Source organism: Bacteroidota bacterium, assembly GCA_016706255.1.
GTDB lineage: Bacteria > Bacteroidota > Bacteroidia > Chitinophagales > BACL12 > UBA7236.
The window spans coordinates 938,013-963,191 of the sequence record JADJJZ010000006.1 but is presented as its reverse complement, the minus strand read 5'-3'; the positions used below and the strand labels follow the sequence as shown (position 1 = coordinate 963,191).

Annotated in this window: 24 protein-coding genes and 2 pseudogenes; 5 read left to right on the top strand and 21 right to left on the bottom strand. The window is 35.2% G+C overall.

All coding sequences use genetic code 11. From position 1 onward, the window contains the following. Positions 1-19: 19 nt before the first annotated feature. Positions 20-1,519 (bottom strand): aldehyde dehydrogenase, encoded by a 1,500-nt coding sequence (locus IPI65_12820; GenBank protein ID MBK7442395.1) that lies wholly within the window; start codon positions 1,517-1,519, stop codon positions 20-22. Between the two features lie 158 nt (positions 1,520-1,677). Between IPI65_12820 and IPI65_12815 the strand changes: the two genes are divergently transcribed. Further along, on the top strand, positions 1,678-2,613 hold the full coding sequence (locus IPI65_12815; protein MBK7442394.1) for an AraC family transcriptional regulator: 936 nt from the start codon (positions 1,678-1,680) through the stop codon (positions 2,611-2,613). Here IPI65_12815 and IPI65_12810 read toward each other — a convergent pair. From IPI65_12810 to IPI65_12715, 20 genes and pseudogenes are all read right to left on the bottom strand, one after another. Continuing rightward, positions 2,606-3,370, bottom strand: a complete 765-nt coding sequence (locus tag IPI65_12810; protein MBK7442393.1) for a heparin lyase I family protein — start codon at positions 3,368-3,370, stop codon at positions 2,606-2,608. The two genes, IPI65_12815 and IPI65_12810, sit on opposite strands and share 8 nt — an antisense overlap. Then, positions 3,367-3,855, bottom strand: coding sequence for a hypothetical protein (locus tag IPI65_12805; protein ID MBK7442392.1), 489 nt, complete (start codon positions 3,853-3,855; stop codon positions 3,367-3,369). Before IPI65_12805 ends, IPI65_12810 begins: the two co-directional genes overlap by 4 nt. Before the next feature lie 157 nt (positions 3,856-4,012). Beyond that, positions 4,013-4,270 (bottom strand): YtxH domain-containing protein, encoded by a 258-nt coding sequence (locus tag IPI65_12800; GenBank protein ID MBK7442391.1) that lies wholly within the window; start codon positions 4,268-4,270, stop codon positions 4,013-4,015. Then, positions 4,271-4,429, bottom strand: a complete 159-nt coding sequence (locus tag IPI65_12795) for a lmo0937 family membrane protein (GenBank protein MBK7442390.1) — start codon at positions 4,427-4,429, stop codon at positions 4,271-4,273. A 416-nt stretch (positions 4,430-4,845) separates the two neighbouring features. Next, positions 4,846-5,319, bottom strand: coding sequence for a DNA starvation/stationary phase protection protein (locus IPI65_12790; protein ID MBK7442389.1), 474 nt, complete (start codon positions 5,317-5,319; stop codon positions 4,846-4,848). A gap of 18 nt (positions 5,320-5,337) precedes the next feature. Beyond that, positions 5,338-6,099, bottom strand: a pseudogene (locus IPI65_12785) (SDR family oxidoreductase). A 116-nt stretch (positions 6,100-6,215) separates the two neighbouring features. Beyond that, positions 6,216-8,582, bottom strand: coding sequence for a glycosyltransferase (locus IPI65_12780; GenBank protein ID MBK7442388.1), 2,367 nt, complete (start codon positions 8,580-8,582; stop codon positions 6,216-6,218). Continuing rightward, a complete protein-coding gene (locus IPI65_12775; protein MBK7442387.1) occupies positions 8,579-9,622 on the bottom strand; it encodes a pesticidal protein Cry7Aa in 1,044 nt (347 codons plus the stop codon). Before IPI65_12775 ends, IPI65_12780 begins: the two co-directional genes overlap by 4 nt. 295 nt (positions 9,623-9,917) lie before the next feature. Further along, positions 9,918-12,592 (bottom strand): annotated as a pseudogene (locus tag IPI65_12770) (cation-translocating P-type ATPase). Positions 12,593-12,671: 79 nt separating this feature from the next. Then, the gene (locus tag IPI65_12765) at positions 12,672-13,010 is read right to left on the bottom strand and encodes a cupin domain-containing protein (GenBank protein ID MBK7442386.1); all 339 of its coding nucleotides are present in this window, start codon (positions 13,008-13,010) and stop codon (positions 12,672-12,674) included. Between the two features lie 17 nt (positions 13,011-13,027). After that, positions 13,028-13,474: a hypothetical protein gene (locus IPI65_12760; protein MBK7442385.1), complete on the bottom strand. Its 447-nt coding sequence runs from the start codon at positions 13,472-13,474 to the stop codon at positions 13,028-13,030. A 381-nt stretch (positions 13,475-13,855) separates the two neighbouring features. Continuing rightward, the gene (locus IPI65_12755; GenBank protein MBK7442384.1) at positions 13,856-14,530 is read right to left on the bottom strand and encodes a PorT family protein; all 675 of its coding nucleotides are present in this window, start codon (positions 14,528-14,530) and stop codon (positions 13,856-13,858) included. 82 nt (positions 14,531-14,612) lie between these two features. Further along, entirely contained in the window at positions 14,613-15,173 is a 561-nt protein-coding gene (locus tag IPI65_12750; protein ID MBK7442383.1) for a helix-turn-helix transcriptional regulator, read from the bottom strand. Positions 15,174-15,408: 235 nt separating this feature from the next. Further along, positions 15,409-16,641: an RNA polymerase subunit sigma gene (locus tag IPI65_12745; GenBank protein ID MBK7442382.1), complete on the bottom strand. Its 1,233-nt coding sequence runs from the start codon at positions 16,639-16,641 to the stop codon at positions 15,409-15,411. A gap of 51 nt (positions 16,642-16,692) precedes the next feature. Continuing rightward, positions 16,693-17,040 carry a transcription initiation protein gene (locus IPI65_12740; GenBank protein ID MBK7442381.1) on the bottom strand — a complete coding sequence of 116 codons (348 nt, stop codon included), beginning with the start codon at positions 17,038-17,040 and terminating at the stop codon, positions 16,693-16,695. Between the two features lie 29 nt (positions 17,041-17,069). Beyond that, a complete protein-coding gene (locus tag IPI65_12735) occupies positions 17,070-17,453 on the bottom strand; it encodes a VOC family protein (protein MBK7442380.1) in 384 nt (127 codons plus the stop codon). 105 nt (positions 17,454-17,558) lie between these two features. Beyond that, positions 17,559-17,966 carry a hypothetical protein gene (locus IPI65_12730; protein MBK7442379.1) on the bottom strand — a complete coding sequence of 136 codons (408 nt, stop codon included), beginning with the start codon at positions 17,964-17,966 and terminating at the stop codon, positions 17,559-17,561. 11 nt (positions 17,967-17,977) lie between these two features. Then, a complete protein-coding gene (locus IPI65_12725) occupies positions 17,978-18,436 on the bottom strand; it encodes an SRPBCC domain-containing protein (GenBank protein ID MBK7442378.1) in 459 nt (152 codons plus the stop codon). Positions 18,437-18,534: 98 nt separating this feature from the next. Then, the gene (locus IPI65_12720) at positions 18,535-19,338 is read right to left on the bottom strand and encodes an RNA polymerase sigma factor (protein MBK7442377.1); all 804 of its coding nucleotides are present in this window, start codon (positions 19,336-19,338) and stop codon (positions 18,535-18,537) included. 65 nt (positions 19,339-19,403) lie between these two features. Beyond that, positions 19,404-19,772 (bottom strand): RidA family protein, encoded by a 369-nt coding sequence (locus tag IPI65_12715; GenBank protein MBK7442376.1) that lies wholly within the window; start codon positions 19,770-19,772, stop codon positions 19,404-19,406. 170 nt (positions 19,773-19,942) lie between these two features. On the opposite strand from IPI65_12715, the gene IPI65_12710 reads away from it, so the two are divergent. The 4 genes from IPI65_12710 (at position 19,943) to IPI65_12695 (ending at position 25,175) form a co-directional block, all read left to right on the top strand. Further along, entirely contained in the window at positions 19,943-21,586 is a 1,644-nt protein-coding gene (locus IPI65_12710) for a CTP synthase (protein ID MBK7442375.1), read from the top strand. Positions 21,587-21,736: 150 nt separating this feature from the next. Then, positions 21,737-23,656, top strand: coding sequence for a membrane protein insertase YidC (gene yidC, locus IPI65_12705; protein MBK7442374.1), 1,920 nt, complete (start codon positions 21,737-21,739; stop codon positions 23,654-23,656). Between the two features lie 102 nt (positions 23,657-23,758). Next, on the top strand, positions 23,759-24,802 hold the full coding sequence (locus IPI65_12700; protein ID MBK7442373.1) for an AI-2E family transporter: 1,044 nt from the start codon (positions 23,759-23,761) through the stop codon (positions 24,800-24,802). 16 nt (positions 24,803-24,818) lie between these two features. After that, positions 24,819-25,175 (top strand): phage holin family protein, encoded by a 357-nt coding sequence (locus IPI65_12695; protein MBK7442372.1) that lies wholly within the window; start codon positions 24,819-24,821, stop codon positions 25,173-25,175. Positions 25,176-25,179: the final 4 nt, after the last annotated feature.

The window sequence follows — 25,179 nt, the reverse complement described above, 5'->3', positions numbered from 1 at the left end:
ATTAATTAATCCTCATTATTTAGAAGAAACCTAATTTCTGTTTATCATAAGAAATCAGCATATTTTTTGTCTGACGGTAATGGTCAAGCATCATTTTATGATTTTCGCGTCCGAAACCGGATTTTTTATAACCACCAAATGGTGCATGTGCAGGATAAGCGTGATAACAATTTACCCAAACACGACCTGCCTGAATGGCGCGTGGTACCTGATATAATTCATGTGCATCGCGCGTCCAAACACCAGCTCCTAAACCATACATGGTATCGTTGGCAATTGCAATGGCCTCTTCAGTAGTTTTAAAAGTGGTAACGCAGGTAACCGGTCCGAAAATTTCTTCCTGAAAAATGCGCATTTTATTGTGGCCTTTAAATATGGTTGGTTGAATATAATATCCTCCGGATAAATCACCATCCAATTGTTTTACATCACCACCACATAAAACTTCAGCACCTTCTTCCCGACCAATATTTAAATACGATTTAATTTTTTCGTATTGATCGTTTGAAGCTTGAGCACCCATCATGGTATTCATATCTAATGGATTTCCCATTTTAATTGCATTTGTTCTTTCAACAACACGGCTCATGAATTTTTCGTAAATACTTTCATGCACTAAAATGCGGGAAGGACAAGTACAAACTTCACCCTGATTAACGGCAAAAAGTACTGCACCTTCTATAGCTTTATCAAAATAAGCGTCATCAGCATCTGCAATAGAAGGGAAAAATATATTTGGCGATTTACCACCTAATTCCATGGTAACAGGATTTAGATTTTCAGACGCATATTGCATAATTAAACGACCGGTAGTAGTTTCGCCTGTGAAAGATACTTTTGCCACACGCGGTGATTGTGCAAGTGGTTTACCTGCTTCAGGTCCAAAGCCCGTAACAACATTCAATACACCCGGAGGTAAAATATCTTTAATTAATTCGAGCCAGCACATAATGGAGGTTGGCGTTTGTTCGGCAGGTTTAACTATAACACAACAACCGGCAGCTAATGCCGGAGCAATTTTCCAGGTTGCCATTAACAAAGGAAAATTCCATGGAATAATTTGCCCTACCACACCGATAGGTTCATTTAAACAAATACTAACGGTATGTTCATCGTGTTCAGAAATAGAACCTTCTTCAGCGCGAATTACACCGGCAAAATAACGGTAATGATCGATACACAATGGTAAATCTACAAGCGATGATTCGCGATAAGGTTTTCCATTATCAATAGTTTCAATGGTTGCGAGGTAAGCAAGATTTTCCTGCATTAAGTCTGCAATTTTGTTTAATAAAATAGAACGTGAAGCTGCTGAAGACTTACTCCAAGTTGGGAAAGCGGCATGAGCTGCATCAAGCGCCAATTCGATGTCTTCTTTACCTGAACGGGCTGCGCTGGTAAATACTTTGCCATCGATAGGGCTTACGTTATCAAAATAATTGCCGGAAACCGGAGGAACAAATTGCCCGCCAATGAAGTTGTCATAGCGCGGCTTAAAAGTTGGACGATCTTGTGCCATAGTTTAAATAGTTTTGAATTATTTGACAATTTTGACAAAATCGTGCTAGTGGATTTGCTACAATCTTATCAAACTATAGGACATTTTTCTCAAAGTGGTTAAAAGTCATTTGGAAGTGTCGTGAATACTAATATATTTGTATAGACATCTATTCTATTATGCCGCAGCAGTTCAAACTAAAATCCATAGCACCGAGTGAAGAGAAATCGCTCAAAACGCTGGTTGAAAATCGCAAAATTTATTCATTAAATTTTTGTGAGCTGAATTTATTTGAGACCTTTAAAGAGTCGGCTCTGGTGCCACTTACGTTTGGTGATTTTGTAGTGACAAGTATGTTGCGTGGTAAAAAAGTTATGCATTTATACGATAATCCCGGGTTTGATTATTTACCGGGTGAAACAGTTTTAGTGCCTGCTAATGTAACCATGAAAATAGATTTTCCGGAAGCAACAAAAAATAATCCTACCCAATGTATTGCATTGGCTTTAGAAAGTCAGAAGATACAACAAATAGTAAATCGTTTAAATGAAGATTATCCAAAAAATGAAAGCAACGACTACTGGCAGCTCCGACATAATGAATATCATTTCCAAAATAATTATGAACTGGCCACTACAATTAATAAATTGATAGATGTTTGTTCGAGTGGTGACAGAGAAAAAGATATATTGGCAGATATTGCACTTAAAGAGCTGGTAGTGCGCATCATTCAAAGTCAGAACTTAAATGTTGAAGATAAATCTACTTTAACAACCGGAAGAAATCCGCTTTCGTTTGTTATGAACTATATTCGGGTGAATATTAATCAACAATTTCAAATTAGTGATTTAAGTACTAAAGCCTGCATGAGTGTTCCAACATTTTACCGTGCATTTAAAAATGAATTTGGCTTAAGTCCGCTGGAATATATTTTACGAGAAAAAATTAAAAAGGCAAAAACATTATTGGCCGACTACAATATGACCATTACACATATTTGTTATGAAACGGGATTTTCTTCATTAAACTATTTCGACAGACAATTTAAACGCATAGAAGGTGTAACACCAAAACAATACCGCGCCATGGTATTAAAACAACGGGATATTAATTAGTATAAACTGAAATATCATCCACATATACTACCATATCATTATCATGTGTATTTGCCGTAATACCAAATTCAATTGAAGAATACATCCCCTTGGTGCCCTGCTGAAAATAGAGAAAATCGGTTGGCAGTGTTTTCCAGTTTTGCTGATTAAGAATAAGTACATCATCCTGCCAAACTTTTACATAACCATCGTGTTTTTTAGATAGTTTGGTTTCAAATACAAGATGTACCCATTGATTTCTTGGAAATAAAACCTCTGCTCCTGCCAGTTGAATAATATCCGGATTAAAATATTTATGTTCCACCCGAATGGCATTATCGACCATTGCTAATCGCATACCAGGGCCGGCTCCTATAGCAACCTGTTCTTCCAAATCCATAAAAAAAATCCATTGTGCATCAGCTTCACCAACCATATAATACCAAGCAGATAAAGTGACCGTTTCGTTTTCCCAAAATGCCATATTATGCTTACTGAAACTACATTTTGAAGCGCCATTTTCATCTGTTGATTTTTGTGCAAATGATTTTATACATTGATTTCCTTCAAATGCAAATGAACTGTCAATAGTAAGTTCATTTTCGGGATAGGTAAGTTGAAAATACGACCAGCGTTCATCATCTTCACTCAACATATCTTCAATTTGATTGTAAGCTTCAAAGTCCTCATCATATTGATTTGGTCCATCGAAAAATTCTTTGCTGTTACACGCAAATAACAATGGCAAAGATGAAATAAGGAACAAATATTTTTTCATTTGTTAAAAGTATAAGCGTAAGTAAATCCGCCCCAATGTTGAATTTGGAAATCGATTAAATAGGAGATAATCGGTGTGTAGGAAAGGCGTAAATAATAATTTTTATTTTCGGGCTGAAAGCGGCAACCTGCAGATGCCGGCAACATAAAAAATAAATGCCCTTTTGTTGTAACAGATAAAGTTTGTCCGATACCGAGATCCGGTTTAAAATTTCCGTTACCTGCAACAGTATGCACCATAACCGGAAAAACCAGCGCGGCTCCATTATTTTTATCTATTGGAGCAACACTAAAACCCACACGCCAGTTAAAATCAAAATTGGGTTTATCGGCGAACGTTTTTTCGTAATTAAAAGAACCAAGTCCACCACTACCTGCAAGTTCAAACGACCACCAGGAAGCGCTTTGCGCTTTAGTTGCAAAGGGAGAAAAAATGCAACCAAAAAAAATGATCGTATAAATTGTAAACTTTAAAATGTTATTCAAAGCTTGGGTTTTAAATACACTAAATCGGGTAAAATCTTTTGATTAACGTCAAAAGTAACGAAATTAGTGTATTAAAAGCCAATAAATTGGCACCAAATACAATTGCTAAGCCCTACACCACAAATGCAGTGTAGGGTATAGTCAGCAAGACCAATCCTTATTTATTTATTTCGGGGATAGAAGCAATAAGTTTTTTAATTTTTTGTTCTGCCGTTTGAATAGTATCAATATATTTACCTTCAACGGTTTCTAGCATGTCTTGTGCCTTATTTTTCATTTGGTCGGCGGCATTGGCACCTGAACGCAACATTCTTTTTCTGGTTCTGGAACCTTTATGTGGTGCAAATAATAATCCTGCAACAACACCTATTGCCACGCCTGAAAGTAATCCTAATATCAGTTTATTGTTTTTCATTTATTTTGTTATTTTTCCTCTTTGAATTACATTAAGTAGTATTGAAATAATTGCAAGTACCAGCAAAATGTGGATTATAGACCCAACACTATACACAAAAAAGCCTAGTACCCATAAAATTAGCAGCACAACTGCGATGGTGTAAAGTAAATTTCTCATAACGTTTGATTTAATATATTAAATAATTAATGTTTTTTATGAATTTATTTTTATAAAAGATTAATAATTTGTTGTAGCTCCTCTCGCGATTTCCCCAATTTTATTCCGAGCTGCTCAAACATTTCACTCCTTTTACCGGGTTCAAATGTTAGGTCAGCATCAATGAGGGAAGAAAATTTTTCCTTTAATTTTATTTTTTGTTCTTCCCAACTCCCATTACTGGGCAAATTTAAATTTAGCAGAGCAGGCATAAATTTTAATTTTATTTATTCATGAAATCTTTTTTAGAAAACAGTGTAAACAGCCATTCCTGAATAAGAAATGACCGTGTTACCTGTTGCTTGTTTGGTTTGTTGATATTAGTTTGTTTTTATTTTTAAGTTTAATAACGGGAACAAGCAGCTATCAAGGTTTTGTTAACTAATATATCGACGCAAAATCCATGCGGTTGTTTCATGTTCTTCCATAATACCGGTCATAAAATCAGCAGTACCGGCATCTTTGGTATTATCAGCAATTTCCTCAACATCTTTTCGAAGTTGAATAATTAATGTTTCATGGTCATGTAACAATTCTGCAATTGCCTTTTTAGTTTCAGGATATTCGCCGGGTGATTCTTTTATGGTACTGAGTTTTTCAAATTCTTTCATGGTGCCAATTGTTTTTTCACCTAATTTCCCGATACGTTCTGCAATTTCATCAATAGTGCTTTCCAATTGTTTGTATTGTTGCTCATACAATTTGTGTAACTCCATAAAACTTTCGCCGGTAACATTCCAGTGAAATTTCCGTGTTTTAATATACAACATCATTTCATCTGCGAGCAGTTTTGTTAAAAGTGTGGTGCTTTTATTGAGATGTTTTACTGTAATTCCAATTACCGGTTTCATTATATTTTAATTTAATTTTTATTGCGCTAAATAACCACCGTCTACATTCAAGGCAATGCCTGTTGTAAATGAACTATCATCAGATGCGAGATAGATAAAGGCTTTAGCTACTTCTTCCTATTTACCTAATCTTTTCATAGGATGTAATTGAATGATTTGTTCCATTGCCTTCTCATGATCTTTTATTCCGGCTTTAGCCAGTAAAGGTGTTTGAATAAACCCCGGACAAATTGCATTAACACGAATGCCGGAAACAGCATATTCGAGCGCTGCGGCTTGTGTTAAACCAATTACACCATGTTTTGCTGCTACATAATGTGGTGATGTTGCAAACCCGGCTTTACCAAGAATGGATGACATATTTACAATAACACCTTTTTTCTGCTTCAGCATTTGTGTGATTTCATGTTTCATACAATAAAAAACACCGTTTAAATTGATATTCATTACCTGAAGCCATTGTTCATCAGTCATATCTCCGGTTTTATTAGGTTCTCCACCAATTCCGGCATTATTTAAAGCAATATCCACAGCTCCTAAAGTTTCTACAGTAGTGTTAATAGCAGCCTCAACTTCATTATAATCGCCAACATTACATGCAATAAATTGTGATTTGGGAGATATAGATAATATTTTGTTCATTGCAGCTTCTTCATTTTCCGATTTCAAATCTGCAACCATAATAGTTGCTCCTTCATTAGCTGCAGCAATGGCACAGGATAAACCAATTCCGCTAAGTCCCCCGGTAATAAAAACAATTTTATTATCTAATTTTTTCATAACTACGCATCCCTCATCAAAACAATAATTACTATTTGAATGTCCTGGGTAAAGTAAAATTACTACTCAAACCGTGGCAGCCGCTTACAAAATTTCTAATAAGAGTTGCAAAATTCCTACATTTCAAAAACGTTCATTGAGAATACCTCTTTGCCTGTAGTTTGTTTTAACACGTTACCATTTTCTTCCATAGTTACTCTCGCTAACAAATAGCTCAATGTTGATTCAGCACCTTGATTAAGGTTTACACCAAACTCCTCAACACCATCATAACAGCCACCGGTACACGGATTATATACAATTTTATTCAAGTGATTTCTGCCATGGAACCAATTAAAAGCGATGGTCATTTTTTTAAGATAGTTTAAATCTTCAAATACACGATAAAATTTATCTAAAGCTAAAATAGTATACGCCACATCTATTGGCTGTTCGCCTCCCACAGGGTCGCCGGAGTAATCAATATTTTTTTGCATCCAGGTTTTGTTGGAAATTACTTTGATTTTATCATTTATAAATATTTTAGATAATAAAAAATCAAAGGATTCTTTAGCGATGTTTTTATATTCAGTAGAACCGGTTACAAGGTATGCACACAACAAAGCTTCCGAAAGTATACTATTGGCATAAGTGAAATAACTTTCAAACCATTTCCAACTTTCATCGCTCTCGTGTTTATACATTTGAACAAATCGATTCGCTAAAGTGGTTATCAGTGCCGTGTTTTCACTAGACGGGAAGGTATTATTTTTATAAAATAATCCTTTAATAATAAATCCCATTGCACGGGTAGAATAAATTTTATCGATACAAATAATAGCGCGATCAAATACTTGCATGCCAATATTAATTAAGTGAGCCGGTAAAATATCAGCCTTTGACAATAAGAAGCCCAATGCCCAAATAGCCCTGCCATTGGCATCAGCAAGGTTTGTAGAATAATTTTGAGCCGTAAATTGTTTATTAATGTCAACATAATTTAAAAAATAGCTTTCATTAAGCAAACAATGTTTTATAAAATTCACATAAATTGTAATTAGTTTTAAATCTTCTTTATCTTCAAATAATTCATAATGTTTACATACTGCAATTAATGCCCTTGCATTATCATCAAGTGTGTAACCTGAGTTTATATCCGGTTCATATATTTTTGAAAACTGCAGCATACCAAAGTCTGTTGTTAATCGTTTGATATGGTTTAAATTAATATCCGGCACAGTATATTTTATAGGTAGTTTATTACTTGAAACTTTTTGAAATAATTTAACATGCTCCAGGGCTGCATTTTCCCAGGCAGTTGCAGCAATAGTATGCAAGGCATTTAGTGTTATTTCTTCCCTCAGTTTTTCATCATCCAACAACATCAGGATAGATTTTTCCAATTGAGCAACATCTTCAAAATCAAATACAATTCCACAACCATTTTTCAGAACTTCCACTGCGTGTGGTATTGGCGTGGAAATAATTGGGCATCCACAGCTTAATGCATATGAAAATGTTCCACTAACAGCCTGATTAGGGTCTTTTGAAGTAAAAAGATAAATGTCGGTGAGTTGCAGATATTCCAATAACTCAGGTAATGGTAAAAAATAATTTACAAATCTTACGTTATTGGTGAGATTTAATTCCGCAATAAGCGTTTCAAGCATTTTCCGGTATTGTTCGCCATCATTTTTTACGATGGTTGGATGTGTTTTCCCTATAATTAAGAACATTACCTCCGGATATTTTTTAATAATTCCCGGTAAGGCTTTCAGGGTGGTTTCAATACTTTTTCCTGAACTAATTAATCCAAATGTCGCCAGTACATTTTTATCTTTTAATCCGTATTTTTCTTTTAACAACAACTTATCAGTATGCGCTACGAGGTGTGTTCCGTGTGGGATTACAGCAATTTTGCTTTTAGGAATATGATAATCGATATTTAGAATTTTTGAGCTGGTATTGGTCATTACAATTATTGAATTTGCAACAGCAGCCATCGCATTAACATGCGTAAATAATTTTTCATTCGGATTTGGCAGTACAGTATGAAATACCAGCACTTTGGGTTTATTTATCTGTTGCAGTAATTCCAGCGCCTGATCTTTATTTCTATTGTAGAAACCAAATTCATGTTGCATGAGCACCAATTGAATTTGTGTATTGGCATTTATTTGTTTCGCCAACTGCGTATATGCATCGGGCTGATCAGCCTTTAAAATGAAACGCACCTGTGTATCATAAATGTATTCATCGTTACCATTCTCAACAGCACAAACACTTATTTTAAAAGAATTGCCGAATTTGTTTTGGATTGATGTTATTAAATCCTGCGAATAGGTAGCAATTCCACATTCTCTGCTTGGAAAAGATGTAATAAATAAAAGCTCAGGTTTACTTTCTTGCTTTTTAACAAACTTATTAGCAGAGTATCCAATAAGGGTTTGCACAGGAGCGGTCCATGTTACTCCACGAGTTCGGTTTTTAAATTCTGTTATCATATAGCAATTTTATTAAGTAATAATTCTTTAACTAAAGCAGATAAACTTAATGATGCACAGGCGATTTGTTCATCAGCGGCACCGTAATAAATAAACAGTGTGTCTTCAACAGAGAGCGTTCCTGTAGGGAAACAAACATTATTTACTTCACCATTTAATTCCCAGCTTTCCTGTGGTTTAAACAGCGGGTAAGGCAGTCTTGCAATTTCAATAAAGGGATTATTTAAATCGAGCAATGAAGCGCAGGCGGAATAAACATATCCATTAATAGTATCGTGCACCGCATGGTAAATAAGCAACCAACCATCGGCTGTTTCAATTGGCGGACAACCACCACCGATATAACTTATTTCATGTTTAAATTTCGGGGTCATAACGATATTTTCCTCGAAATTGATAAAATAATTTTTCCAGAATTCAGGTGTTAAATCTGTCCAATTTTGAAATTTAACCAATTGAATGTCCGGTTTTATTCTTTGTAAAAAATAGAAATAATCGTTAATTTTTCTTGGGAAAAGGATTACATTTTTATCCCATATATACATTGGTTTACCAAGTTTGTCAATTATATTATCGTTACTGTTATAACGGGTATATTTTTCATTAATCTTTGATTTGATTTGGGTAATGATATTAAATTCAAGATAGGTAACTTGCGGAACGATAATGCCCTTTTTTTCAAACTGCTTTAAATCCTTAGAAACAGCCAATCCACCCAATGCATTTACACCATCATATCCGGTATAGGTTAAATAATACAAGTCATCTATTTTAACCATTCGCGGGTCTTCCATACCTTGCAGTTCAAAATCAAATTCCGGAACAAGCAAAGGTTCAACGTCGCGTGTATCAATAACAAGCGGAGATAACAATTTACAATGCCCAATACTCGAGTGATTACCTTTACTTACTGCCCGGTAAAATAGGTGGAAAGTATCATTTGTTTCAATAGTAGCTGGATTTATTACCCCGGCATTTTCAAATTCATTTGTTGTTTTTTCAAGCAAAATACCATGCTTAATTAATTTTAAATCAGTCATTTAATTGTTAGCGTAAATAATCGTTTAATATAACCAAATCAAAATTGAATTCATATTCAATCGTTTACAATGGCTAACAGCAAATATTTATACCTATACACAAAGTTGTGTTTAAATGACATTAAAATATTACAAAAAACTTTATTAAAGTTACAACATTCACACTTCGTGCTATTTTATGCGGAAATGCATCAAAGCCACAGTATTGCGGTGCTTCAACGTTCTTATATATAAGTTGGCTTCAAAGTGCGTGGGTTAACCAAGATTTAACAACAAAGCATAATATTGAATGTAATTAACTACGTTTTAAGCCTCGTTTTGGGAGTTTAATTATTTTAAATAGCTCAGAAATTAATAACGGTAAGGCACCTAAAACAACAATAACCAGCCATCCATTTTTGTCCGGTATTTGCAAATGCAACATATTGCGCAAAACAGGCACATAGATAATGATCAATTGAATCGAAATACCTCCAATTAAAGCAAACCATAACAATTTGTTACGAAACATTTTGTTATTAAAAATACTTTTCTGCACATGCTGAAGTGACAAAGCGTAAAACAATTGTGAAACAATTAATACCATAAAGGCCAATGTTCTTGAATATTCCATGATAGCCGGATCAATTGTATTATCAAAGGGAGAAACATTAAATGTGTAAAAACCAAAACAATAAGCGCATAAGGTAACCAGTCCGATAATAATACCGGCTAAAACAACGCGCCAGGTTCTATTTTTTGTAAAAAATGTCTCGTTTGAAGGCCGTGGTTTAAATTGCATAACAGCATTATCAGATTTACTCATACCCAAAGCTAAAGCTGGTAAGGAGTCAGTAATTAAATTAATCCACAATAATTGTGTCGCAATTAAAGGAGCCTCCATTCCAAGTATTATGGCAAGAAACACAGCAGTTACTTCACCCAAATTACATGTTACTAAAAATAGCACAGCCTTTTTGATATTATTATAGATATTGCGACCTTTTTCTATAGCCGTAATTATGGTATTGAAATTATCATCCGTTAAAATGATATCAGCTGCATTTCTTGCAATATCGGTTCCGGATTTACCCATAGCTATACCAATGTCCGCTTCCTGTAATGATGGTGCGTCATTTACACCATCGCCCGTCATGGCCACAATTGCACCTTCATTTTTAAATAATTTAACTACATCAACCTTCTGTTCAGGAGCAACTCTTGCAAAAACTTTATATTGAGTTATTGAAAAAGGTAGCTTCGAATTTTTATTTTTTTCAAGGTCGATGCCCGAAATCACCTGATCAATATTTTCAGCAATGCCCAATTGTCGCGCGATAGCGAAAGCAGTGTTTTTATGATCTCCGGTAATCATAATCGTTTCAATTCCGGCCTTTTTGCTGCTTCAATAACAGGTTTTACTTCAATACGCGGCGGATCAAACATTGCAACTAAACCAATGAAAATAATATCTGACTCCATTTGTTCTGCGGTAATTAAACCAGGTACAGTTTTATACCCTCCAGCCAGGGTCCGAAATGTTTTATCAGATAATTGCTCACCAACTTCCCGTATTCTCTTTTTGTGCAGTTCTGTAATGGGAATTATAGATTCATCAATTAAAATATGTGAAGCGATGTCGAGTATACTTACAATTGCACCTTTGGCCGAAACAACAAATCCGTTTGCATGTTGATGCAATGTCGACATGCGTTTTCGCGTGGCGTCGAACGGGTTTTCAAGCAATCGTTTATTTATTTGAATATAATTTTGCCTGTCAGTTGCATAGTTATCATAAAAGTGCAGCAGTGCAATTTCAGTCGGATCACCGGTGCTTTCATTATCAATAAAAGTTGCATTGGAACACAACACCATTGTTTCCAGCATTTTTTTTAAAACCGGTGTCGTTTTTTCATCTTTGTTTTCAGTAACTTCCAAAATAGTATCCCATACAAAATATTGTTGTACGGTCATTTTATTTTGGGTTAATGTTCCGGTTTTATCGGTGCAAATAATATTTACCGAACCAAGTGTTTCAACGGCCGCGAGTTTTTTTACGATAGCATGTTGTTTGGCCATTTTTGTAACACCAATTGATAAAACAACAGCAACAATTGCAGTAAGTCCTTCAGGGATGGCTGCAACAGCGAGTGAAACAGCGGTTAAAAAAAGATCTCCGGGCTTTTTTCCCTGCAGCACGCCAATTATAAAAATCAAAATACAAATCACAATGGCAGCCAGTCCTATTTTTTTCCCTAATTGATTTAATCTTTTTTCAAGTGGCGTATCCACCCTTTTTTGGGTATTTAACAGGTCGGCAATTTTTCCAATTTCAGTATCCATGCCTACTGCAAATACAACACCTTCTGCAGTGCCGTTTGTAACCAGCGTTGACATGAATGCGAAATTACTTTTATCGCCCTGTTGTGCATCCGGAGTATCAGTTGTTGCATTTTTGTTTGCAGGAATTGACTCACCGGTAAGTGTAGATTCATTAATTTGAAGCTGAGCACTGGTAATTAAACATAAGTCGGCAGGAACAAAACTCCCTGCTTCTAAAATAACAATATCACCTACAACAAGATTTTCAGCTTCAATATGAATAATTTTATTATTCCGTTTTACGTGCGATTTCAGTTTTACAAAATTTTGTAAGCCGGAAATCGCTTTATTTGCCTTTATTTCCTGGATGGTGCCTAACAATGCATTGATAAACACAACCAATAAAATAATACCGGCATCAACATATTCACCTAAAAAAACGGTGATACCGGCTGCTATAAAGAGAATGCCAATCAGCCAATTGGCAAGTTGCATAACAAAAACGCGAAAAACGTTTATACTTCGTTTTTCGCGTAACATATTTTTGCCGTTTGTATTTAACCTGTGGTTAGCATCTTCCTCTGATAAACCATCAGGGTAATTTGCTTTGACCAAATTAAGTATATCCTTATAGGATTGATTAAATATATTGTTTTCCGACGATAGCATTTGGCCAGTGTTAAACAGAAAGTTAATATCACTCGTCGGATTAAAAAATAACAAAAATCATTTATCGAACAACTTTAAATCATTCGTAACCACTTTTTATCACTGTCATAATCATTTTAAAGCGTTCATTTGCTTTTATCAGATTAGCCGCATGAGCAGGAATAACAATAGATTCGCCTGTTTCCAGCGTATTTGAAACCCCTTTAATTACAATCTCGGCTTTTCCTTCAATTATTTGAGCAAATGTGTCAAAAGGTGTGGTTTTTTCCGTTAAACCTTCACCGGTATCAAACGACATTACACTAATATTTCCTGTAGATTTTTTTAAAATTGTTTTTATTACAACTGAATTGGGAATATATTCAATTATCTCAACCGTTATGAGTACTTTCGATTTTTCTATTTCTCCAACTTCCATATTGAACAAATATACTACTATTTATTGTCAACTCCTAAGTCTCTTATTGCGTTACCAAGATTTTCCATATCGCGATTAAATTCGTCTTTAAAACTTTCCCAGCCACTTTGACTTTTTTTGTATGCTTCCAAACGCATTTTCAAGTTTCTGTTTTCTTCTTCTAAACGATCTATGTTTTTTTCATACAATTTATCAAATGTACGCCCTGATTTACTCATTTTAACGCGTAATTCGGCAATTTTTGTTTCATTTTCAGCAATGGCAAGATTAGCTGCTTTTTCAAATTCTAACCATTCTGAACTTTCTAATAAGTTTTGTTCAGCCTCTTTTGCATTTTTCTGAGCATCCTGCATTTCTTCTTCAGTGGCATTTAAATCATTATTTTTTTCAGATGCGGATTTACATCCAATTACTGTTACAAACAATACAGCAGTAATTACAAGGTAATTTTTAATTTTTTTCATTTTTGTTGGATTTATATTAATTTAGGATATAATTGTATTACAATAGAGTGATTTTAACAGATTGATTATATTGTATACAAAGTGCCTGCAAAACGGGTATATATTCAGGCAATAACATTACAGCTTCATTAGGCGATAACAGCTCGTATTTAAAGTGAGTTATTGGATACTTAACCAGAGTGCGCGCCGCTTTTGCGGGTAAAAAAAGTGTGTGTTTCACAGTGTAAATTTCATTTTTTCAAAGCTACTATACACACTAATATTTTAATTATACAATTAAAAAGAATTATTACATAATTCACGGTTTTGCAAATAAAAAAACCTGCCCGGTAAGAGCAGGTTAATTTCAGCACATTTAATGAAGTGCCTAAGCACTATATATCAAAATAACACTGACAGCCCCATATAAACAGCATAAGTTTTAATATGCGTACGATCTAAAACATAATATTTATCGTTGGTTTGAGTTTTACTATCATCGCTGATATCAAGTAAACCATAAACTCCACGGAAACCTAAACCTAAACGAACCATATTTTCCTGATCTAAGCCAAAATCGAGACCGGCACCGTAAGCAAAACCTAAATCACCTTTTTTAACGTTCACCTGTGGATCAAGCACAACACTGTCGCCTTCAACAGAGCCATCAAATGCCCCACCTACGCTAATTCCAAATTGAGGTCCTGCAACAAAATTCAAGTTAACCGGATTTGATTTACCGGTATTAAAACTGGCTAAAATCGGTATATTAATATACTTTAACGTAACTTTTTGTTCAACATCAACTTCAGTATACTTTTGATTTATTACACTATAAATTACCTCACCCTGAACACCAAAATGTTCACCTAAATATACACCTGCAATTAAGCCTGCGCCATATCCAATTGTTATTGTTCCTTTTACTACACCTCCTGATGAATTTACTACATCAAAAGATGAAAAAGTGGGCATAAATCTCGCTCCTATCTCTGCATGTTGAGCCTGTAAATGGGTAAAAGCAAACACTACTGTGATGATTGTAAATGAAATTGCTTTTCTTAAATTGTTTTTCATAACCTATATAATTTATTGGATACAAAGATGTATCTAAACTATATTTATTATTTTACACAATTGACTTTAAGTGTTACAATATTCACACATCATCTAATGTTTTCCGCTTATGTGATTTTAAATTTTTGAAAAAGGTAGGTGTTAATCCGGTAACTTTTTTAAACTGATTGGAAAGGTGCGCAACGCTACTGTAATTAAGCTTGTAGGATATCTGAGTGAGATTGAGTTCATCATAAATAAGCAGCTCTTTTACCTTTTCAATTTTATGTGCAATAATAAAATGTTCTATTGTTACTCCGGTTACCTCTGAAAATAAATTGGCAAGATAGGTATAATCATAATTGAGCTTTTCACTGAGATATTCTGAAAATTTATTTTTAGGTCTATCATCAGAATAATGTACCATTTCAATTATAACACCTTTAATTTTTTCGATTAAAATTGCCTTTTTGTCATCCATCAATTCTAAACCTGAAGCCGCTAAACCATTTCTTAAGGCTAGCAGTTGTGACTCGCTAATGGTTCCTTTTATGTCTACTTCCCCTAATTCAACTGTACCATAGTGTATACCTAAATCTTCAAGCTCTGATTTCACCATCATTTTGCAGCGAATACTCACCATATATTTAATATATAATTTCAATTGGGATAAAGATTTATAAAGGTGTAATTACTATAAATTAATTATAGTAACTTAAACAAAATTTTTGAAAGCTACTCTCATTAGTACGCAGGAATAGTGCAATTTACTGCGCAAAACATTATAAACCTAATTAAATGACAATTAGTTCTTGATTGATATCATAATAATCAGAATTACTTGAATTACCTGAATTAATGCATTGGAAACCAGTAAAGTGTAAATTGAGTCGCTGAAATTAACTTTCCAACTCCGAAATAAGCAAGTCCAGATAATTTTTATCAGCTGTCCTTTTAGTTAAGGTTTTTGCAACCTGTAGATGATACTTTGCCTTTATTTTATCAATTTTTTGATATAAGTGACCCAACAACACATGATATTGTTGATTCCCATCCAATTTAAGCTTCTCAGCTTCAATAATGGCTACTTGAGTTCCATTTGCCTTTGCGAGCGCATAGGTGCGATTTAAAGCAGCAATAGGAGAATATTCAATTTGAAGCAGTTTATTATAAATCTGTAAAATATTTTCCCATTTTTCATTGGTATCCTGTTTTTGGGTATGCCAATAGGCTATTGCTGCTTCCAGATGGTATTTTGATACCTCTTTACCACCGGAACCTAAATTCAGGTAAAGCTCTCCTCTTTGTATTAACGCTTTGTTCCATAAGTTTTCATCCTGATGTTCATACAATACAATTTCACCCGTACTATTTAAACGTGCATCAAAACGAGATGCATGAAAACACATTAATGCTAACAAGGCATTTGCCGAAGGTGAATTTGTCAGTGGATTTTCGATAAGCATTAAAGTTAAGCGCATCGATTCTATACACAAGTCTTTTCGTAATGTCGTATTTTGCGATGTAGAATAATATCCTTCATTAAATAAAAGATATAAGGTTGTAAGAACAGTATTTATACGGGCAGCAATTTCTTCCTTAGGTGGTAATTCAATTTTTATATTTTCAGTTCTTAATTTTTCTTTGGCACGCTGAAGCCTTTTATAAATCGTATCTCTGTTTGTTAAAAAAGCTTCTGCAATTTCTTCAACCCCAAAACCACAAAGAATATTTAAGGATAAACCAATTTGTGATTCAACCGGAATGGCAGGATTACAAATTGCAAACATCATTTGCAACTGACTATCTTTAATATATGCTCCCGATAAATTTGTTTCAATGGTTTCGATTTTATCCGATATACGAAATAAGTCAGGTGCGATTTTATTTTTAAAATTGGTATTTCGTTTTAAATAATCAATTGCTTTATTTTTAGCAACCGTGTATAACCAGGCTGTCGGATTTTGAGGTAAACCTTTTAACCCCCAAGTGCTGGATGCCAGCAAAAATGTTTCTCCGGCAATATCTTCAGCCATTTCAATATGTTGCATACCAAAATTTTTACATAACACGGCAACTATTTTGCTGTATTCTGTTCGAAATAAATCGGGTAATATTTGTGGTTGCTCCATAAAAAAAATAACCTCCCGTTTAACAGGAGGTTATAAAGATATTGGTTAATATCAATCCATGGTGATTATCATGCGAATTTCGACAGTTCCGTTTACATCCAATATTGGACATCCGTGCGATAAAGTAGTAGCCTCTTCAAGCGAATCAGCTTTAACAATAATATATCCGCCAATGGCTTCTTTAATTTCTACAAAAGGACCATCTGTAATTACATTGTTAGGCGCCAGTACTTTTCCTGTTGGTGCTAATCGGTTACCGGAACTAACTAATTTGTTTTGTGCTGCTATGCCACCAATCCAATCCATCCATGTTTTCATCATGGCCTGCATTTGATCAGGCGACATTTGAGCTTGTGCCGCTGCGGCATCATTTCTAAATACTAATAAAAATTCGTTCATAAAATTAAAATATCAGGGTTGTGAAATAATTATTTATTTGAATGTAATGCAACATTATTGCCTTCAGAATCAATAAAAAACGCCATATATCCAACGTTGTCAGCAATAAAGGTTTTTGGCATGATAATTTGGCCACCTGCAGCTTCCACTTTTGATAGTGCGTTATCCAAATCAGGATTACCATTTAAATAAATTTTTGCCCCATCCATACTGGGTATATGGTTTTCACTTTGAACAAGAGCTCCGGCAACCTTTCCATTCATATCTTCATATGGAAAATAAGCCATTTGCATGCCCATCATTTCTTCCTGATGCATTTGAATACCAAATATGGATTCATAAAATTTTTTCGCACGGGAAATATCTGTTACCGATATCTCAAACCAATTTAAAGCATTTTCGTTTGCTGTCATACTGTTAGTTTTTTTTGATTAATTATAACCCTATTACGAACGAGTTTTTATTATTGGACAAATAAATGAAAAAAAAATTGCAACTCCCGTTAAGTGATTGTTAAATCAAAGGGCACGCATTTTATTACCTTTTGCTTCGTGTGTTACCTCAGCCAGTCCCAACGCCTCCATTAGTGGGGGAATATACATCCCAAAACGTCCGCGAAATCCCTTTTTAAGCCCATACCAGCCACCTACAGGGTTTTTCTCTGAACGACCCCAGGCTTCTACAGTTCCCTCCTTTGCCGGCTTTTGTTCATCCGCGCTGCCAAGTTCCATCCAGTCACCATGTTTTTTTAACATAGCATGCAAATCATTTAAACAACACATATCGTAATGTAAAATAGTTTTACCTACCGTGCATACCAGAATTTCTTTACCGTCTTTTTCATCAACATGCATGGTGTAGTCCGATGAAAGTGGTGGCGTTTTAAGTGCAAGTGGTTTGTCTTTGGTTCCGATTTTTGTTTTCATAAATTAAATTTTTATTTGGTTTTCATAATTTTTTCTGCTTCAGTTTTTAAATCCGAAGCAAATTGTTCAAATGCTTCATCAAATGATGGTATGTATTTCGCATACATCGGAAACATGAGACCTCCAATTTTTTCTGTCATCGTAAAGGTAATCGTACCGATGTCATTTTTACTTAACGTATAAGTACGTTGCCCTTTACTGTCGCCCCATATTAATAATGATTCCGGCTGAAATGTTAGCACCTTTAATTTAAATGTTCTTGTAGTGTCAAGTGTAGATTTCAATTCAATTTTTTCTCCTGCCGCAATTGTCCCGTCAATAGCAATAATAGTGCTATTCCATCTTGGATAATCTGCTGCATTGGTTAATAAACTCCAAATAATGGAACTTTCTGCCTGAATAGAAATACTTACGGTTGTTTCTCGACTAAAAGTGGTTTTAGTGGTAGTGGCTGTTCCGTTTTGAGCCATTGAAATGTTTGCTACTGTCATAAAGGTTAAAATTGTGATGAACTGTTTCATTTTGTTTGAATTTACCTTTTGACGATTGGGGCGGAAAAAACGATAGGCTAAACTTCACTTTTTTTCAAAAAATTTTCCATAACCCTGGTATTATGGGCATAATGGTGTAGTTGAAGCTCAGCAGATGAGCTCTCGAAAGGGTCGATTCCCTGCACAATTTGCATCCGGAGGTTAAACAAATGTTCTTTGTCAGGGTTGTTGGCCTGCTTTGCCATTTCTATTTTGTTCAACTCTTCCTGATGGTTCTGTTTGGGATTAAATATACCGTTGAGTTCCGTGCATTGGTGACAAATACCCTCCTTATTAATAAGCGCACAACGACCCTCAAAAATCTGAACCAATTTTGCTCTTCCGGTATGTAAATAATATTTCACCATTGCTTCAGTTGTATTTACAATTTCGGTGATTTCGTTAACTTTAAATTCATATACTTCTTTTAACAGCACACAAATTTGTTGTTCAAGTGGTAACGATTTCGCAATACAGGTGAAACAAAAAGTGATGTGCTCTTTAATTTCAAATGCACCCTGTGGTGAAGTCATACGAATTTGCATGGCCTCTGCAAAAAAGTTTTTATCTGTTAATGCAGCTGCCTTTCCCTTATCAGTAACATCTTCTGTCCACCGACCTTTTGCCCGCAAATTATCTTTTGCCAAATTTGTAGCGATGGTAAATAACCAGGTTTTTAATGATGACTCTGCACGGAAAGTGCTTATTTTTTCAGCAGCCTTAATATAAGTATCCTGCATAATATCCTCCGCATCTTCAGCGCTCGCAGTCAGTCGCAGTAAAAAAGATTTTAACTGATTTTTATTTTGGAGATATGTAGCAGTTAGTTGGTCAGTTTGCATAAATTGTTTTTAAAGAATATTACATGTATATACAATGAATTATAGTCAAATATATTAAATATAATTTATACAGCAGGTTGCGCTGCTATCGCCATTATTTCAATTAAATATTGTGGATGTGCCAATTTTGCTTCCACTGTTGCTCTTGCCGGAGCAAACCCGGGCGTAATCCATTTATCCCAAATAATATTCATATAATCGAATTGGGTAATGTCAGGTAAATAAATTGTTACCTGCAGCAACATATTTTTGTTACTGCCCAAATCGGCAAGGGTGTTTTCTATCTTTTTCAAGACACTTTCCATCTGACTTTTAAAATCAATGGCATCATTATCGGCAATAATTCCGGATAAATAAATGGTATTGTTAAACACAGTTGCCCTTGCAAGGCGGTTACCGGGTAAATAATATTGAATTGTATTTTCGTTTTGCATATGAAACTTTTGAAGGATGCTAAATTAAATATTTCGGCAATACCCGTTACCACTTGTGTTTAAAGGGGATGCCGGTTCAGGTAATTTCAGCGAAATCGCCATTTATTTCTGCTTTACCAACATCATGTTAATATCCCCCAATTTTATTTACCTTACCTTTATAGCCCGTTATGAAGAATGATCAAGCTCGCTATATCTTCGTTACGGGTGGGGTAACGTCGTCGCTGGGAAAAGGGATTTTTTCCGCATCATTAGCAAAATTATTACAGGCTCGCGGTTTTAGGGTTACCATTCAAAAATTTGACCCTTATATTAATGTTGACCCGGGCACACTCAATCCTTACGAACATGGCGAATGTTATGTTACAGAAGATGGAGCCGAAACCGACCTTGACCTTGGTCATTATGAACGTTTTCTCGGAATTGAAACATCACAGGCTAATAACGTAACCACCGGAGCCGTGTATCAAAATGTTATCAACCGCGAACGTGCAGGTGAATTTTTAGGTAAAACCGTTCAGGTAATTCCGCACATTACCGATGAGATTCAAAACCGAATGCTGCTTTTAGGCGAATCGGGCGAATATGATATCGTAATTACCGAAATTGGCGGAACCGTTGGCGATATTGAGTCACTACCTTATATAGAGGCAGTTCGACAACTTAAATGGAAACTTGGGGACAAACGTTGTATCGTTATCCATTTAACCCTGATTCCATACTTAAATGCAGCACACGAACTTAAAACCAAACCTACGCAGCACTCTGTTAAAATGTTGCTGGAAAGTGGTTTACAGGCAGATATACTGGTGTGCAGAACTGAACATCCGCTTCCAAAAGAGTTTCGCAGAAAAATCGCATTATTCTGTAATGTGAATGTGAATTCAGTTTTACAGGCACTCGATGTTAAAACGATTTATGATGTGCCTCTGCATTTATTGGAAGAAAATGCTGATGAAATTGTGCTTACCAAACTAAAACTGCCTAAAAGAAACGAGCCTGATTTAACCAACTGGAAAGCATTTTTATCTCGCTTAAAAAACCCAACCAATTCGGTTAAAATTGGTCTGGTTGGTAAGTATGTTGAATTACAAGATGCTTATAAATCTATTTTAGAATCATTTATCCATGCCGGAGCTGCCAATGAGTGTAAGGTAAAAGTTGTTTCCATTCAAAGTGAGCATATTACTGAAACTAACGTAGGTGAAAAACTCGGAGACCTAGACGGAGTGCTGGTTGCACCAGGATTTGGGGATCGAGGAATTGAAGGAAAAATTACTGCAATTCGTTATGTGCGCGAAAATAAAATTCCGTTTTTTGGCATTTGTTTGGGTATGCAGTGCGCAGTTATTGAATTTGGTCGCAATGTGCTGAAATTGAAAGATGCACATAGCACTGAGATGAACCCCAAAACCAAACATCCGGTAATTCACATGATGGAAGAACAACTGGAGGTAACCGAAAAAGGCGGAACCATGCGTTTGGGAAGTTATGATTGCCGTTTATTCAAAAAAACCAAGGCTTACGAAATTTATAAATCGCAACATATTACGGAGCGCCACCGTCACCGTTATGAGTTTAATAATGAGTATCTGAAAGATTATGAAGCCAAAGGTTTGATGGCAACCGGCCTCAATCCGCAGCAAAATCTGGTGGAAATTGTGGAACTCAAAGACCATCCGTGGTTTTTAGCCGTGCAGTTTCACCCTGAGCTGAAAAGTAAGGTTGAAACACCACATCCGCTGTTTGTGGGCTTTGTTAAGGCTGCGATAGACTTCAAAGAAAAAAAACATGACAAGTCGGGTGAAGACTGATCATCTCGCCAAAACCATAAAATAAAGGCTTTGAGCATACAATATGGGCTCGTTGTTGAACGTCATAGTTCCAACGAGCCCATAACATTTGAACTTTTCTTTGTCAATGGGTAAGCATAACCTAACTTTGCCGCTCAATTATCAATATCAATGGATCGTAATAATGTAATAGGCTTCGTACTGCTGGGAGTTCTCATCATCGCATTTTTCTTCATGCAGAGCCGCTTCGCTAATCAGGAAAGAGTAGCGCAGGCTAAAAAACAAGCTACTGAAGACTCAATCAAACGTGTTGAAGATTCCCTCAATCTGCTTAAAAACCCGATTGTAACAGAAACTAAAGAAGCTGTTATTTCCAATTCGGCAAGTGCGATTCCCGATAGTATTAAAAGCAAACTTTCTCCTGAAGCTATCCTGAAAATGGAAGATTCACTGGCTGCAATTAAAAGCCAGAATGCCTTCGGCCGTTTTTCTGACGTAGCCCAGGGAGCCGAAAAACTGGATTCTATAGAAAATGAGGTAATCAAACTCGTTTTTTCCAATAAAGGCGGAAATATTGTTCGTGCAGAATTAAAAACACATAAAAACTACCATGGTGGACCGGTTGATTTGGTGAACAGTGCCAATAATCGTTTCAACTACAATTTTAAGTATCAAAACGATAAAATGATTAACACGGAAGAGCTGTATTTTACCGCTGCCAAATCTTCTGATGGAAAATCAATTCAGTTTATTGCCGATTTAGGGGGTGGAAGTTCATTAATCCAATCGTATACATTTACAGGTACTGAATACCTTGTTGACTATAACGTTCAATTTAAAGGGTTTGAAAATATTATTTCCCGCCAGGATCCAATCATTATTTTGAATTGGAAAAATGAGATGCAGGAGCAGGAAAAAAATATCAAATATGAACGCCAGTATTCTAAATTATATTTCAGTAATGTTGATGGTGATATTGATTATAAAAATACCAATGGTGAATTAAAATTTGAAGCTCCTGTAAAATGGGTAAGTTGTCAGCAACAGTTTTTTAATACCACACTTATTGCGAAAGAAAGTTTCGACCGCAAAGGGAAAATAGAAGTTTTTGCAGATGATACTTCATCGTTTGTAAAAAGTTGTAATACTGAATTATATCTTACTTATAATGGTAAATCAGATTTTACCGTTCCCATGCAATGGTATATAGCACCAAACGATTATCAGGCATTAAATGCGCTGGATTTAGGTATGGAAACCATTATACCAACAGGTAGCGGAATAATAGGATGGATAAACACACATGCCATTATTCCCTTATTTAACTGGTTAAGTGGTATGATTAAAAATTACGGTTTAATTATTTTGTTGATGACATTAATAATTAAACTGGCATTAACGCCGCTTACTTATCGCTCGTATCTTTCGATGGCAAAAATGCGGGTATTAAATCCGGAGTTAACCGAATTACGTGAAAAATACGCTGATGATCAGGCGCGATTAGGTCAGGAACAATTAAAGTTATATCGAAAAGCCGGAGTAAACCCGATGGGTGGATGTATTCCTACTTTACTTTCCATGCCGATTTTAATTGCCATGTTCCGTTTATTCCCGGGAACTATCGATTTGCGTCAGCAATCATTTTTATGGGCACCGGATCTTTCTACTTATGATGATATAATTCATTGGGGCACAACAATACCGCTCATCGGAAATCACATTAGTATATTCTGTGTTTTGATGACCCTGAGTTCTGTATTATATATTCGTATGAATATGCAGAATACGGCTCAATTGCAAGGTCCGATGAAAACAGTGCAATACCTTACACCTGTTTTCTTCTTTTTCTTCCTGAACAGCTCTCCTGCCGCTTTAACTTACTATTACTTTGTAAGTAACCTGGTAACTTTTGGTCAGCAGTGGAGTATCCGCCGTTTCTTCCTGAATGATGAAGAAATTCATAGAAAAATTCAGGAAAACAAGGCGAAACCTGAGAAACAAAAATCAGGATTTGCTAAACGTTTGGAAGATGCAATGAAGCAGCAGCAAAAAATGCGTGAAACGCAGCAGCAACCGAAAAAGAAAAAATAATTCGAAGGCATAAACGCCTCAGAATGAATTAATTTCCATCAATTTTGTTCTTTAAATTGAAGGAACAGGTAATTTATGCTTATATTTACCTAAAACACGTCTATGCCCTTAAGTATCTCAAGTTTGAAACAACGAAATAACGTTGTACTAATCGTAACTATCTTTTTAGGAATTATCATCGCATTAGGATTGGAAAGAATATTAGGTGGCATTTTAGGTGCCATCATTATTTATGTACTATTTCGACCCATTAATGTCTATTTCCAGGAAAAGAAAAAGTGGAATAACAACATAACGACTACGCTTATTCTGATTACCTCTTTTATTTGCCTCGTGATACCGATTTTTTTTCTGGTTCGTCTCGTTACCAATAAGGCAATGTACTATGTAAACCATCCCGAATTAACAGATAAAATGCTTGGGAATTTAAATGTGTTTGTTCGTGATACATTAAAACAACCTGATTTAATTAACAACACAATCGAATCGCTGAAAAGTGAAGTCGGGAGTTTTGTCAGCACATTGGTAAATGGCGCTGCAAGCACATTTATTCAGATAATTGTCATGTATTTTATTTTATTCTTTACAATTAAGAACTACAAATCATTTGAAAAAGGATTAATGAATTATCTCCCTTTCAGACGGTCAAACTCAATAAAAATTGGTAATGAATTACGCAACATGACCTATTCAAATATTTTAGGGCAAGGTGTAATTGCCATTATACAAGGAACACTATTAGGTTTGGGATTCTGGATTTTCGGTATTCCTGATCCAATATTTTGGGGTGTAATTGGTATCTTTTTAAGTATGATACCTTTATTTGGTTCACCGTTAATTTTTGTTCCGGCCGGTATCATTGAATTGTCAAACGAAAATGCTTTTGCAGGTATCGGAATTATTATTTACGGTTATTTAATTGTTACAACAGTAGATAATTTCATCCGAATGGCAATTGGAAAACGGATTGCAAATACACACCCACTCATAACCATTGTTGGTGTTGTTATCGGGATTCCGATTTTTGGTATCATGGGCATTTTATACGGACCTTTAATAATAAGTTTATTTATCATTCTTGCTCAAATTTATCAGGACAACAGAAGCGAGCTTGCAGTAATGCAGGGTGAGGATGAAAATACCTAATCTACAATAGTTCATTATGGAAAACGAAAACAACAAACTCGGCGAAAACATTAATAATGCTGTAGACGATGTAAAAGAATATATCGATTTACGTATGCAATTAGTGCAACTCAATGTTTCTGAAAAAGTTTCTGTTGCACTTGCAGGATTAATTACTACCGGCACCGCAGTCATATTTTTTGTATTATGCTTTATTTTTGGCTCCTTTGCGCTTTCTTATATGTTGGGAAATGTACTGAATAATACTGCTGCAGGTTTTGGTGTGTTAGCAGGCTTTTATCTCATACTTGGTTTAATTGTTCTGCGAATGGGCAAAGGCAGCTTAAAAATGAAAATCATTAATGCATTTATCAAAGAATTTAACGCCGATTAATATA